We start from the raw sequence: 13467 nt of genomic DNA, 5'->3' as shown, positions 1-13467 counted from the left end.
CAAATATTTACAAAACAATCTATGGAAACCACCCAGCCCCCGGTCATCGACATCCGAACCATTGCCGTGGTGGGGGCGGGCACGATGGGCTTGGGTATCGCTCAGATTTGCGTACAGCACGGGTTTCCAACGATTCTGTTCGACCTTAACCCTACTATCCTCGAAAAAGCGCAGCAGGCCATAGCTGCCGGGTTGGCGAAAGGGGTCGAAAAAGGCAAGCTCACGGCCGAAGCACGAGATGCCGCTTTGGCCCTCTTGCACCCTACCACAGACCTAGTGATGGTACAAGCCGACCTGATTATTGAGGCTGTGGTAGAAAAGCTTACTGTGAAGCACCAGCTGTTTCAGGAATTGGCGGGCCTAAACTCCGCCACTACCATTCTGGCCTCTAACACCTCTTCGTTGCCCATCACACGCTTGGCCGCACCCGTGCCGCATCCAGAGCGAGTGGTAGGGATGCATTTTTTCAATCCGGCGCCCGTTATGGCTCTGGTGGAGGTGATTAGTGGGGCCGCAACAGCTCCGGCAGTGGCTGAGGCCGTCTTTAATTTGGCCGTGCAATTGGGCAAAAAACCCGTGCGCGCGGCCGATGCCCCCGGGTTCATTGTGAACCGCGTGGCCCGGCATTTTTATGTCGAGAGCCTCAAAATTGTGGAAGAGCAGGTGGCACCGTTCACTGTCGTGGACGAATTGCTGGAGGCCACCGGATTTAAAATGGGCCCGTTCCGGTTGATGGATTTGATTGGCGTCGACACAAACTTTTCGGTCACCAGCGCCATGTTTGAGGCGTTTCATTACGACCCAAAGTTTCGACCCAGTCGTATTCAACAGCAAAAGGTAGACGCCGGCCATCACGGCCGCAAAACCGGCAAAGGCTTTTATGACTACTCTTAATACGCTGCGCGCTTTCGCCGTACTTGCTTTGTTCGGCAGCCAGCTCGGGTTGGCTGGTTGCGGCTCCGACAACAACGCCGAGCCCGCGATTCCGTTTGTCGCCTTCAACGAGCAGCTTAACTTAACGAACCAGGAATACTCAGCGCTGCGCTTCAACAACGGCGTTGCCTACCACGCTGGCGGGGTGCGTGGCTTGGTCATTGTGCGCCAGAATGCGTCCAGCTACCTTGCCTTCGACCGTAACTGCTCTTACAAGCCTTACGACGCTTGCGCCCGCGTTCACATCGATGCTTCACGGCTATTTTTGGCAGATTCCTGCTGCGGATCGGTGTTCAATTTGCAGGGCCAGGTGCAAGGTGGCCCCGCTAATAGGCCGCTGCGGCAGTACACCACTTCCCTCTCTGGCAACATCCTGACAATCATTAACTAACAGTTTTTGCATCAAATTTTCAGAAAAGTTCTTGCACATCGCGAGTCTTTGCCCTAATATTGCACCCGCAACGGCATAAAAACGCCGCCATAACCGCTTCCTTAGCTCAGCCGGTTAGAGCATCTGACTGTTAATCAGAGGGTCCCTGGTTCGAGCCCAGGAGGGAGCGCAGACAAGCCCGCTAACGCACTATTTATTAGTATGTTAGCGGGCTTTCTCTTTGTCCACGGTATTGAGCTGGATGTGCCTGATTGCCGGTGACAAAGGTTAAACCCCAACTTGAACGATGCAGTGGATCACCCGCGAACGTCCCAAGATTGATCGGCTGGCTTGTCCGTGGCTGATTCTACGGTTTATAGACCCGGCGGCGCAAATCCTGTATGTACCGGCTGCCGAGGTTATGCCCACGGCCGCCCAAACAGGGGCTATCCCCTTCGATGTGCCGGAGGTAGAATTTACGCATTACGGCACCGACTGCACCTTCGATTACTTCCTGCGCAAATACCAGCTCACCGACCCGGCCTTGCATGCCTTGACCCCATCGTGCGCGGAGCAGATACGGATAACCGTGCGCTGGCGCAGTAGGCGGCTGGACTTTGGGCCATCTCGGCGGGGCTTGCTTATAACATTCGCGACGACCACCAGCTACTACAGCAGGGGTTGGTACTTTATGACGCGCTCTATAGCTGGGCGCAGCACCTGCAAGGGCAGCCCCCTACGCAGCAGCCCGAAGAGCAACTGCTGGTGCAAGTATATACTGCCTATTTGCAGCGCAACAAAGACCGAAGCAGTCCGCCGTCGGCATGGGCTGGGCAACTGCGTGATCTGATTCAGGACAATCTGGATACGAACCTGAGTCTGCGCCTGACCGATGTGGCCGAGACGCTGAAGGTCAATCCCACTTATCTTTCCCGCGAGTTTGCGCGCTACTTCGACAACCTCTCCTTTGGCGAGTACATCCGCAAGCTGCGCATCGATAAGGCCCGGCAGCACAACTTACCTCCGAGGCTATATATCTATGAATCAATCCATTACTCCAATAGCCAAGCCTACATTTGCTGAGGCGGTACGCTTCTGGCTTAAGCTGGGCTTCATCAGCTTCGGCGGCCCAGCCGGGCAGATTGCCATTATGCACACGGTGTTAGTGGAGGAGAAGCGCTGGATTTCCGATGCCAAATTTCTGCACGCCCTGAACTATTGCATGTTGCTGCCCGGCCCCGAAGCCCAGCAGTTGGCCACGTATATCGGCTGGCTGCTGCACGGCACGCGTGGCGGCTTGGTGGCAGGCATTCTGTTTGTGCTGCCTTCAGTATTTATTCTGTTGGCACTGAGCCTTTTCTACGTCACGATAGGAACGTTGCCCGCCTTACAGGGAGTGTTTTTGGGGTTGAAGCCCGCCGTGGTGGCCATCATTGTGCTGGTCATGGTGAAGATTGGGCAAAAGTCGCTGCTGAGCCCATTGCACTACGTAGTTGCGGCGGCCAGCTTCGTAGGCATCTTCTGTCTGAATGTGCCGTTTCCGCTGCTCATCATTGGCGCCGGCGTGATTGCCCTGCTGGCCCGCAGTTTTTTTCGCCGCCCGTTGCGACGGCTGCGAGCCAAGCCCGAGCCGCGCAGGCGGAGGAAGGGTATTTCCTGACAACTCGCTCGGCAATACCGGGTACAGGTTTTTCGCTGCCGCGCCTGCTGCGTCAACTGGCTGTTGCACTGGGGCTTTGGGTTTTGCCGCTGGGGCTGCTGGCGCTCATTTCTACTGATTTTTCGTTCTGGCGCACCCTCACCCTGTTTTTCACGCAGGCGGCGCTGGTAACCTTTGGCAGTGCCTATGCCGTGCTCCCTTATGTAGCGCAGGTGAGCGTAGAAAACCTGCATTGGCTTACGCAGGGCCAGATGCTCGATGGCCTTGCCTTGGGCGAAACCACACCCGGCCCCCTCATTATGGTATTGGCCTTCGTGGGTTTTATGGGCGGCTACACGCATTTCGGAGGTTCGCTGGCAGCCGGGTCGCTGGGGTTGCTGACCACCACTTACTATACCTTCCTGCCCTGCTTCGTTTTTATTCTGGTCGGGGCCCCGCTCATTGAGCGCACCCAGCATAACCTACCCCTGAAGGCCGTGCTGAGCATCATTACTGCCGCCGTAGTTGGGGTGATATTGAATTTGGCGGTGTATTTGGGGCAGGCCGTGCTCTTTCCGTCGGGGTTGTTGCGCCTCGGTGCGCTGCACTGGCCCAGCTTGCTGTGGATTTTGCTTTCCCTTGTGGCATTGTATCGCATGAAGGTCAACATGATCCTCTGGATTGGCGTGAGCGCGTTAGCAGGGTTGCTTTATTATCTGGGCACCTCTATAAACATTTGATTATAAGTATATTACATAAGCATTCCATTCTTGTAAATTCTGGGGTTATGAGTCATTGTATTTCTCGGCGCGACGCTCTGCGGGCTACGGCGCTTGTGGGGGCGTCTTCCCTGCTTCGCGTCGGTTCCATTGAGGCGGCCACCAGCGCTGGCTTTGCCAAGGGCAAGACGCCTGCCTTGACGACCGCCGAAATTGCCAGCATTGAGGCCGCCCTGGGCAAGAAAGGCACCTACGCCGAGGCACAGGCGACCCACAACACCGCGTTGCCGCGCAACGATTTGAAGATGCGCATCAAAGGTGAGCCCGTACCCATTCCGTTTGGCTTTGGGGGCTGGGTAGCCATTAAGCATACGCTGGACGGCAAATCGGCCATGCTCATGAGCGACATGGTGCTGCTGCAGGAAGAAGTTGCGCCCCTAATGTCGGCCGCGCTGGCTAATGGGCTGGAAATCGGGGCGGTACACAACCATTTCTTCTACGAAGAGCCCCGCATCTTCTATATGCATCTTCACGGCATGGGCACTCCGGCCGACTTGGCCCGCAAATTTGCCACCACCCTCAAAGACTCCAAGCTGTTGCCCGCCAACCAACCGCCGAGCCCAGCAGCCCCGGCTGCCCAAGCGGGCAACACGGCGACCTCGGCGGCCGGAGCAACGCCCACGGGCAAAGAGCTTTTCGACCTGCCTGCCTTGGATAAGATAGTAGGATACTCAGGCACCGTAAACGGACCTACCTACAAATACACCATCGGCCGCGATGATTTGCAGGTAGTAATGATGAATACGGAGATGACGGCCGCCATCGGCCTAAACTCGTGGGCTTCGTTTGCGGGCGCGGCAGCGGCGGCTCACATTGCCGGCGACATTGCCATGCTGGAGCACGAAGTAAACCCCGTCATCAAGGCGCTTCGTGCCCACAACCTCGAAGTCGTGGCCGTGCACAACCACATGCTCTTCGACCAGCCGCGCATGATGTTTCTGCACTACTATGGGCAAGGCCCTGCTGCGCAGCTGGCCACCGGATTTCGGGCGGCGCTAGACCAGCTAGGCAAGCCCCGCACCATGCCCGCGATGGATGGCATGAAGCATTAAAACGCTGGTTATCAGCAATTTTTGCAACTACACCTTCTCGCTAGTTGGCTCCCTGCCCATCCGTAACCCAAGGGTGTTGCAGGCCCCACTGGGTGTTGGGCGTATCGGATGCCACAAGCATAAGCTCGCCACCAGCTGATAACTCTTTGTGCGTAAGCCAATTGCGATCAATGGCTTTTCCGTTCAGGCGCGCCGCCTGGATGTAGCGCCGCGCCGGAGCATAGTTTTCCACCCGTATGACCAAACGTTTTTTCGCGGCAACCTGGAGCGTAAGTTCCTGAAAAAGCGGCAACGTGAGGTAGTACACTGGCGAGCCTACGCAGGCCGGCATCAGCCCACAAGCCGACCATACGTACCACGCCGACATGGCGCCGGCATCGTCGTCCATGGTGCGCACGTAGGCTTGCGGCTGGTTCTGGTAAATACGGCCGATGTAAGGGTCGATGCCCCGGCTGTTGTCGTTGAAGTAGTGCTGCACTACCGTATCGACGGCTAGCTGGTGCATTAGGGCCTGCGATTTCCAGGGCTCGCGGGTAGCGTTGTAGAGCGCAGGAGCCTGCAAATCGGTTTCGTTGGCGTGGTTATAATAATCGCCGCCAAAAAATGCATCGAGCTGGGTCCGAAAAACCGGCTCGCCGCCCATCAATTCCATCAGGCCTTTCACGTCGAAGGGAACGGCCCACCGGTATTGCCAAATCGTGCCTTGGTACATGCCCCGCGCCGGCAGCTTATCGACATCGGGCTTGGTCAAATCCTGAAAATCCTTTTGCCATAACTCTTTGTACTGCAATGCCTTCCGACGATACTGCGCACTCAGTTTTTTCTCTTTCAACTCCCCCAGAATTTCAGCCAAGGCCCAGGCATCGTAGGACGATTCCAGCGCCTTGTCGGGGTGCGAGTAGTCCAACCGATTGACTTCGCTGAGGAGCGAGTCGCGGATGCCGCGCAGATCTACGGCGTAACCCTTTCGGTAAGCGTCGAGCAACACCACGATGGTGTGCTCGGTCCGGACCGTGGGCGAAGGCTCGTGGGCCGTCGCAAAGTCTTTCTTGCCAAAGCGATACAGATTAGCAAGCGAAAACGCAATATTTTGATATTCAGAAGGATACACCAACGATAACAAGGGCAGCTGGGTATGGTAGTTATCCCACACGGCCCAGCCGTTGTACACGGGACGCGGCGCTTTCTGCAGGGAGCCATCGATTGCCCGGTAAGTACCATCCGGCTCCGACACCACGTAGGGCGATTGCAACGTGCGGTAGAGCAACGAGTAAAAGAGCTTTTCGCGCGCCGGCTCGCCTTTCACCTGCACGTGAGTCAGTAACGCATTCCAGGCTTGCCGGCTCTCCTGCCGAAGGGCCTCAAAAGTAGCCGTGCGCCGGGCCGCCAGCGCCGCGCGGGCATGCTCGACGCTGACGGAAGAAAAAGCCACCCGCATCTCCACCTCGCCCGCTGCACCAGCCGGCAACCGAGCAATCAACTGGTGCAGGTCCGTGGTTTCCCACTGCACCGACTGCGTGATTTCGAGGTAATAATATATTTTATAAACCCCTGCATCACAAGTAGTTGCCGCCTCTATCCAGCCACTCAGCGTCGCGCCTTGTGTGGTATGCTGCTCCTGCCTAAATCGGTTGACGAAGGAGTGGCTCAGGTCGAAAAACAGGCCGCGCTCCCCGGCCGGAAAGTAATAACGGTGCAGGCCAACCTTCTGGGCGACGGTTAGCTCGGCCTTTTGGCCATTTTTGAATGCGACGCTATAATAGCCCGGTTCGGCTTGTTCGGCGGTTTTCAGCAGTTCGGTCTGCGCGGGGTTAGCGCCCATAAATGGCTTCACCAACAAGTTGCCGCCGCTGCCTTGGCACCCCACGCCCTCGAAGCGGTTGTGCGTGAAACCCAAGAATTTACGCGCCAAGTGCTCGTAGCCCGTGTGCGTATTCGGGTAGGTTTGCGGCCCCAGGCTGACCATGCTGAATGGGTACGAAGCGGCCGGCGACAGTTGGCCGTGGTCGCCGGAGGAGCCCAAAAACACATTAACCTGCTCCGCGGGTGTCAGGGACTGAGCGCCGCCAAGCCGCGGCAGCAAAACCAGCCATACCCACCAAAAGTATTTCATGCGTCTATAACTCTCTATGGATCAAGTCCCTATGGATCAAGCGGATCGTAGGGGTCGGGCTGACGGGCTTCGGGAACGGGAAAGCAGACGCTTTCTTCATCCGACAGCCGTTGCATGTCGCGATACGGCACGTAGCCGAACTCCTGTTTGCAGCGCTCGGCCATGGCTACAATGCTGCGGCTCTGCGCCGCGTCGGTGACAGTGAGCACAGGCCGGTCGGTGGGCATGCCGAAATTGTAGAGCATCCGGACGGCGTTGCGCAGGTTGGTGGTTGTGTGGCGGGCATGGGGCTCGATGAGCACCGCCGCATCGGGCAAACCGAGCTTTTCGACCAAGTATCTTTTCATTTCGACCGCTTCGCAGTACGGCGTCTTGTTAGGATGCACATGGCCGCCCGAAACCATGATGAACGGTGCTTGCCCTTTGCGGAAGCTGGCCGCCGCCAGCCGGCAACGGTAAGCACCCAGCGTGTCGAGGGCCACCCCGGTTTCTTCGGGCCCGTGCCCCGGCACCAGAATCAGGCTGTAAGGATAACGCACCCATGCTGTGGTGGCCACAGCCGCACGCGGGGCCTGATTCAGACCCGCTTCCAGCGGCTCGTAACGGGCGGCTTCGTCGCGCTGGTTGAGGCGCAGGGCCAGCAGCGCAGCTTGCAGAGGCAAGGTATAATAGCCATCTGAATGGCGCCGGGCTTTGCGGCTGAGCGGCCGTAAATCAGCGCGCACCTGCTTCGCAAAGGCTGCATCGTGGCGCCGGAAGCTACTGGAATCAATGGCCGGGTAGCGTGGCACAGCATTACCAAAATACACCCGCACAATGCGGTTGAGGCCAAGCGCTGCATCGCGCCAAGCCAACCGCAGCACCGCCGTATCGGGCCTATCGGCATACACGGGGTAGCGGCCGGTTTTGGCCAATACGGGAGCTAGCGCGGCATGCAATTCATTGTTATGTAAGTATTTATTAACCAAATACTTACCTACAACTTGTATTTCCTGCGGGTTCCACGCCAACGAATCGGCGTAGCGCTGCGGCTCGGGTGGGCCTTTGCGCAACGCTTGGTACGTGCGTTCGGCCTGTCGGCGGCTGATGCGCTGCAATTCCGGATCGGTTTGCAAGGCGCGGCGAAGCGCGGGGTGCGTTTCGAAGAGCGACAGCAGCGGAAAGGTTTTGGCGACGATTACCGAATCGGTACGCGCGGCCGACAGCCGGGGAAGCACCGGTTGCGCCGAGCCCAAAATTGGCACGCAACACAGGAGCGCCGTCAGCCTAAAAAGATATCGCCAAGACATAAGTGGGAGAGAATGGTGCGGACAGTGGCTTCCCATTCGCCGGGAAGAAAGCGCGGGGCAGCAGTACCCACACAACAGCGCCGTGGCAACACCCTCGGTCGAGGGCTACTTACCACGGCGCTGGTTGTTAACTAATTAATACCCTGCGTTTTGCTTCAACAGGCCTTTGCTCAGGTTGAGCTGCGACTGCGGAATGGGAAAATACTCATGGGTGCCTTTGACGAAGCGGGCCGTAGCGAGGTACGTGCGCTTGGTTTTTTCGCGGGCGAAGTGCTCGTTCATCACTTGGTCGGCGATGCCCCAGCGCACTAGGTCGAAAAAGCGCTGGCCTTCCAGGGCCATTTCGAGGCGGCGCTCGGTGCGTACGGCTTGCCGGGCGGCTTCCTGGTTGGCAAAAGGGGCGGCGTACTCGGCCACTTTGTAGTTGGCCGCGGGCGTGCCGTTGGCATTGAGTACCTGATCGTTAGCCGCCCGACGCCGAATCTGGTTGACGATGGTGCGGGCGCCTTCCAGGTTGCCGGTTTCGGCTTGGGCTTCGGCTTTGAACAACAACACATCGGCCAGCCGAATAATGTCGTAGTTCAGGGCACTCACCCACGGAAACTGATTGAGATAGAGCGCCGAACGAGAGCTAACCATGCGCTTCTTGAAGGCAAATACGCCGTAAGTGCCGGCATCGCGGGCCCAGGTAGCGGCGTACGGTGCCAGATCCAGAAACTGAACCCCCGGCCGGCCCACCGTATGGTCGAGCCGCGGATCGACAAAATCCGTGGCGCCCACATCCGATTTGTCGGTTTGGGGCAGGCCAGCGGCCGTCGTTTTAAAAGCATTTACCAAATCCTGGCTGGGCATATCGAAGCCGTAGACGGGGTAGTAAGGACCGCCAGGGTTCAGCAGACGCTCGTCGAGGCTACCGCGGAAGTTGTTGGGCGTACCGTCGCGGATCGAGCGCTCGATGGCAAACAGGCTCTCCGGGCCGTGTTCCTTGGTCGGGTCGAAGTTGTCGTGGTAGTTGTCGTTGAGGCGGTAGAGGCCCGTGGCCAGCAAAGCATCCACAGTCGTGATCACCTTCGGATAATCCTTGGTGTAGAGGTACAGCTTGGCTAGGTAAGCCGTGGCAGCGCCTTTGGTTACGCGCCCCAGGTCGGTTTGCTTGGCCGGCAGGTTGGCCTGTGCCAGCAGAAACTCGTTTTCAATGTTTTTCCACAATTCCGCATCCGACAGGTTGTTGGGGATGTCGTACTCGGTGACGGCGCGCGGCGTTTCGTCCACCCACGGAATGTGGTTGTAGATCTTTTTGAGGTCGAAGTAATAGTGGCCACGCAGCAAGTGCAGCTCGCCCAGCCGCGTCGTGCGCTGCGCGTCGGTCATGCCCGCAAAGCCGTTGACGGCCTGGATGGCGCGGTTCACGCGGGCAATGCCTTCGTAGCAGGCCCGCCACTTCCGCTCTACATCGATGATGTTGGCGTTGGTGAGAAAGATTTCCATCAGGTGCATGCCGTTCTGGTCACCCACGCCGCCACCGCCTTTGTACGCGTCGTCCGACACGACATCGCCAAACGTCCAGTTGGTGCCGGGCGAGTTGAAGGCGTTGTTGGCATCGTCGATCTGGCCACCCAGCGGGGCGTACGCAGCCGTGATGAGGGCTTCCACCGCCGCCAGGTTGTTTAGGTCCGTCGACGAGAGGCTGGCTTTGGGTTGTTCGTCGAGAAAGTCTTTGTTGCAGCTGGCAAACGTAGCGGCCAGAACCAACAGCAGAATCTTATTTTTCATGATGCGAAAGAGCGTTGGAAGTTAAAACCGGGCGTTGACGCCAAAGAGCACGGCCCGCGGCTGCGGATAATAGCCGCGGTCGATGTTCTGGTCGAGGTTGCGGTCAGCGGAGTTGTAGTTTTGCAGGTTCACCTCCGGGTCCATGCCCGAGTATTTGGTGATCGTAAACAGGTTTTGGGCCTGTACATACACCCGCAAGCTGCTGGCCTTAATGGCTGAGGTCCAGGCCAGTGGCAGCGTATACCCCAATTGTAGGTTTTTCAGGCGGGCATAGGAGCCGTTTTCCACGAAGTACGTCGAAGGCCGCAGCTCGTCGTTGACGTTGGTCTTGCTGAGCTGGGGCAGCTTGGCGTCGGTATTCTGAGGCGTCCAGGAATCCAAAATGCGCGTGCTCTTGTTGAAGGGGTCGAAGGCGAAGTCCGTGTGGTACTTGCTGAAGTTGTAGATGCTGATCCCTTGCACCCCTTGGATAAAGCCGCTGAGGTCGAAGTTTTTGTAGGCCACATTCAGGTTCACGCCGTACGTAAAATCGGGTTCTGGCTTGCCAATCTGCTGCTGGTCCTGCTCGTTGACGGTGCCGTCGCCGTTCAGGTCTTTGTAGCGCCACCGGCCCACGGCCTTGCCTTTCTGGGCGGCGGCGGCGTCTACTTCGTTCTGGTTTTGGAAAATACCGTCCACGACGTAGCCGTAGAAATACGCTACCGGCTTGCCGACTTCGGTGCGCGAAAGCGACAGCCCGCGTGTGAGGTTATTGCTCACATAACCAGGGATATACAAACTTCCTCCACCCAACGACAAGACCTTGTTGCGCACAATCGATCCGTTGGCCGACACGCCCCAGTGGAAATCTTTGGCGGCGTCGCTCTGGTAATTGATTAAAAACTCCAGCCCGCGGTTGCGGATGCGACCGGCGTTTTCGTAAGGGACCAGCACCTCACCCGCCAAGGCCGGGCGCGGCACGCGCACCAGCACGTCTTTGGTCGTTTTGTCGAACACATCCACGCTGAGGTTCAGGCGGTTGCGGATCACGCCAAAGTCAATGCCGATGTCGGTTTGGGTAGTGGTTTCCCACTTCAGCCTGGGGTTGCCAATGGCCCGGGCCGTGTAGCCCGTCTGCACGGTACCGTTGCTGCCGGTAATGGGGTAGTTGGTGTTCGTGGGGCTGATGCCGTAGATGTCGAACGCCGGGTAGTTACCGATTTCCTGGTTGCCGCTTTGTCCCCACGAAGCCCGCAGCTTCAGGTTGCTCAGCCAGCTAATCTCCTTAAAGAAAGACTCTTCCGAAAGCCGCCAGCCCGCCGAGAAAGCCGGAAACACGGCGTAGCGGTTGTCGCTGGGGAAGCGGCTGGACCCGTCGCGGCGTACTGAGGCCGAGAACAGATACTTGCCGGCGTAGTTGTAGTCGAGGCGACCAAACAGCGAAAACAGCGCCCACGCCGACCCGGTGCCGCCGTTGGTTTGCAGGCCCTGCCCGGCGTCGAGGTAGCGGAAATCGAGGTTATTGATCAGGAAGTTTTCCCGGTAGGCCGTGAAGCCTTCGTCGGTGTTCTGAATGGCTTCCGTACCGATCACCGCCGCCACGTTGTGCTGCCCAAAATCGCGGCTGTAGCGCGCAATGTTGGTCCAGGTCCAGTTGATGGTGTAAGCGTTGTTGTTGGTGAGGCTGGCCGTAGGGTTGGTGGCAATGCCTTCGGTGAAACTAGGCGAGAACCCCCGAAAATTGGTCGAGAGATAATCGACGCCAATGGACGACCTAACAAACAGATTATCAACCAGTTCTAATTCGGCATAAGCATTACCCAACGCCCGGATGGTTCGGGTGGGGTTGTCGCGCGCATTGTAAAGCACCCGCAGCGGGTTGCTGGCGTCGCCCAAACCGGCGGCCGGACCGGCAAAGTTGCCCGCTTCATCACGCACGGGCACAATGGAAGGCATCCGGAAGGCATCGAACACCACGCCGCCGTTTACGGCATTGGAAGAAGCCTGCGTCGAGCGGCCGTAGCTAGCCGTGAAGTTCTCCCCTACTTTCAGGCGTTTTAATATCGTGTACTCGGTGTTGGCGCGCAGCGAAACGCGCTTGAACCCCGTGTATTTCAAGATGCCATCTTGGTCAAAATAGGTCAGGTTGATGGCGTGGCGGCTGCTTTCGCTGCCTCCCGACAACCCCAGGGAGTAGTTCTGGATTGGAGCCGGCCGGAAAATCGTTTTGAACCAGTTGGTGCCCGACTGATTAGCGCGCACATCGGGGTTGCGTTGCAAAAACTCCGGCAGCACCGGCTGCGCGCCGTTACCGTACTGCGGGTGACTGGGTGTCTGGCCGCTGTTGCGCTGCGCATCAAACTCAACCTGAGCGAGTTGTGCCGGCGACACCATATGTGGCAGGTTATACACCGACTGCACGCCGTAGTAAGAGTCGAAGCTCAGCTGGGTTTTGCCCGCCTTGCCCTGCTTGGTCGTAATCACCACGACGCCGTTGGAGGCCCGCGCGCCGTAAATGGCCGTCGAGGAAGCATCCTTCAGCACCTGCATCGACTCGATGTCGTTGGGGTTGAGCTGATTAAGGCCCGCCTTGGTCGGCACGCCGTCGATGATGTAGAGCGGGTCGTTGTCGCCGAGCGTACCCAGGCCGCGCACCCGCACCACGCTGTTGCCGCCCGGAGCGCCGTCGTTGCTGACCTGCACACCCGCTACCTGCCCTTGCAGCAGCTTATCGACACTGGCAACCGGGAAGTTTTTTACCCGATCCAGCGGCAGAATGCCCACGGCGCCGGTCACGTCCTTGGCTTCCTGGGTGGTGTAGCCCACTACCACCACCTGGTCGAGCGAGGTGGCATTGGTTTTCAGGGCGATGTTGAGCGTACGCTGGCTGCCGACGCGAATTTCCTGGGCATCGTAACCGATGAAGTTAACCACCAGAACTGCATCTTCGTCAGGCACTTGCAGCGTAAACGCGCCCGCATCGCTGGTAGAAGTGCCGGTAGTCGTGCCCTTGACCAAAACCGTGGCGCCGGGCAGCGGCTCGCCCGTGGCGGCATCGCGCACCACGCCTTTCACCTCGATTGCCACGTTGCTCGTGGGGCTGCTGAGGGTAGAAGTCGGGGCCTGCTTTTCGATGATCACCTGCCCGGCCACTACCCGGTAATTCAGGCCCAGAGGGCGTAACAGGCGCAACAGCACGTCGTCGAGCGCCTCGTGGCTGGCCCGCACACTGGTTTTTTCGTCCAAAGGCAAATCGCTGGTGAACGCGATGGGCACGGCAGCTTTCGTGCTGAGGTCTTGGAGTACCTGTCGGAGCGTTGCGTTTTCTGCCTGAAAGCTAATGCGTTTCTGCAGAGCACCTTGCGGCAGATCGGGCGAAATCCAGGCGGCTGTGAGCAGCGTAGTCAGCAGCAGGCCCGGCACGGGCCGGCGCAGGCAACGGACCACCTGTGCAAAAGGAGAATACTTGTTTTGCATACAGTTGAGGATGAGTGGGTTAGGCGGATGCGGTGAAGCCTGAGCGACCGGGTACGCCGGTGC

General features: G+C 58.3%; 10 protein-coding genes, 1 tRNA gene and 1 pseudogene. 8 read left to right on the top strand and 4 right to left on the bottom strand.

Features of this window, described 5'->3' with window-relative positions; translation table 11 throughout:
• Positions 1–21: 21 nt before the first annotated feature.
• The 8 genes and pseudogenes from FHG12_RS10020 to FHG12_RS09990 all read left to right on the top strand — a co-directional run bounded on the left by FHG12_RS10020 (position 22) and on the right by FHG12_RS09990 (position 4773).
• Positions 22–894: a 3-hydroxyacyl-CoA dehydrogenase NAD-binding domain-containing protein gene (locus FHG12_RS10020; RefSeq protein ID WP_139515600.1), complete on the top strand. Its 873-nt coding sequence runs from the start codon at positions 22–24 to the stop codon at positions 892–894.
• Complete coding sequence (locus tag FHG12_RS10015; protein WP_139515599.1) at positions 881–1324, top strand: hypothetical protein; 444 nt, start codon at positions 881–883, stop codon at positions 1322–1324. The genes FHG12_RS10020 and FHG12_RS10015 overlap by 14 nt, the downstream gene beginning before the upstream one ends.
• A gap of 95 nt (positions 1325–1419) precedes the next feature.
• Positions 1420–1493 (top strand) — tRNA-Asn (locus FHG12_RS10010).
• A gap of 117 nt (positions 1494–1610) precedes the next feature.
• Positions 1611–1802: pseudogene (locus FHG12_RS21275) on the top strand (chromate resistance protein ChrB domain-containing protein); the annotation flags it as partial.
• A 182-nt stretch (positions 1803–1984) separates the two neighbouring features.
• Positions 1985–2386, top strand: coding sequence for a helix-turn-helix transcriptional regulator (locus FHG12_RS21135; RefSeq protein WP_230471392.1), 402 nt, complete (start codon positions 1985–1987; stop codon positions 2384–2386).
• Entirely contained in the window at positions 2343–2963 is a 621-nt protein-coding gene (locus tag FHG12_RS10000; RefSeq protein WP_139515598.1) for a chromate transporter, read from the top strand. Before FHG12_RS21135 ends, FHG12_RS10000 begins: the two co-directional genes overlap by 44 nt.
• An 83-nt stretch (positions 2964–3046) precedes the next feature.
• Positions 3047–3682 (top strand): chromate transporter, encoded by a 636-nt coding sequence (locus FHG12_RS09995; RefSeq protein WP_165699364.1) that lies wholly within the window; start codon positions 3047–3049, stop codon positions 3680–3682.
• Between the two features lie 47 nt (positions 3683–3729).
• Positions 3730–4773 (top strand): DUF1259 domain-containing protein, encoded by a 1044-nt coding sequence (locus FHG12_RS09990; protein WP_139515597.1) that lies wholly within the window; start codon positions 3730–3732, stop codon positions 4771–4773.
• Positions 4774–4813: 40 nt separating this feature from the next.
• On the opposite strand, the gene FHG12_RS09985 is transcribed toward FHG12_RS09990, so the two are convergent.
• The 4 genes from FHG12_RS09985 to FHG12_RS09970 all read right to left on the bottom strand — a co-directional run bounded on the left by FHG12_RS09985 (position 4814) and on the right by FHG12_RS09970 (position 13404).
• Complete coding sequence (locus FHG12_RS09985) at positions 4814–6886, bottom strand: glycoside hydrolase domain-containing protein (RefSeq protein ID WP_139515596.1); 2073 nt, start codon at positions 6884–6886, stop codon at positions 4814–4816.
• 29 nt (positions 6887–6915) lie between these two features.
• The gene (locus tag FHG12_RS09980) at positions 6916–8175 is read right to left on the bottom strand and encodes a YdcF family protein (protein WP_165699363.1); all 1260 of its coding nucleotides are present in this window, start codon (positions 8173–8175) and stop codon (positions 6916–6918) included.
• A 135-nt stretch (positions 8176–8310) separates the two neighbouring features.
• Positions 8311–9948 (bottom strand): RagB/SusD family nutrient uptake outer membrane protein, encoded by a 1638-nt coding sequence (locus FHG12_RS09975; protein WP_139515594.1) that lies wholly within the window; start codon positions 9946–9948, stop codon positions 8311–8313.
• Positions 9949–9969: 21 nt separating this feature from the next.
• The gene (locus FHG12_RS09970; protein WP_139515593.1) at positions 9970–13404 is read right to left on the bottom strand and encodes a SusC/RagA family TonB-linked outer membrane protein; all 3435 of its coding nucleotides are present in this window, start codon (positions 13402–13404) and stop codon (positions 9970–9972) included.
• Positions 13405–13467 lie beyond the last annotated feature (63 nt).

The organism is Hymenobacter jejuensis (genome assembly GCF_006337165.1).
In the GTDB taxonomy this organism is placed as follows: domain Bacteria; phylum Bacteroidota; class Bacteroidia; order Cytophagales; family Hymenobacteraceae; genus Hymenobacter; species Hymenobacter jejuensis.
Note: the sequence above shows the minus strand (reverse complement) of the source record. Positions and strands in the feature narration are given on the sequence as shown.

Bases quoted from the DNA above. Each gene is read 5' to 3' on its own strand.
- FHG12_RS10020 (WP_139515600.1), top strand. From the start codon at position 22: ATGGAAACCACCCAGCCCCCGGTCATCGACATCCGAACCATTGCCGTG.
- FHG12_RS10015 (WP_139515599.1), top strand. From the start codon at position 881: ATGACTACTCTTAATACGCTGCGCGCTTTCGCCGTACTTGCTTTGTTC.
- FHG12_RS10000 (WP_139515598.1), top strand. From the start codon at position 2,343: ATGAATCAATCCATTACTCCAATAGCCAAGCCTACATTTGCTGAGGCG.
- FHG12_RS09990 (WP_139515597.1), top strand. From the start codon at position 3,730: ATGAGTCATTGTATTTCTCGGCGCGACGCTCTGCGGGCTACGGCGCTT.
- FHG12_RS09985 (WP_139515596.1), bottom strand. From the start codon at position 6,886: ATGAAATACTTTTGGTGGGTATGGCTGGTTTTGCTGCCGCGGCTTGGC.
- FHG12_RS09980 (WP_165699363.1), bottom strand. From the start codon at position 8,175: ATGTCTTGGCGATATCTTTTTAGGCTGACGGCGCTCCTGTGTTGCGTG.
- FHG12_RS09975 (WP_139515594.1), bottom strand. From the start codon at position 9,948: ATGAAAAATAAGATTCTGCTGTTGGTTCTGGCCGCTACGTTTGCCAGC.
- FHG12_RS09970 (WP_139515593.1), bottom strand. From the start codon at position 13,404: ATGCAAAACAAGTATTCTCCTTTTGCACAGGTGGTCCGTTGCCTGCGC.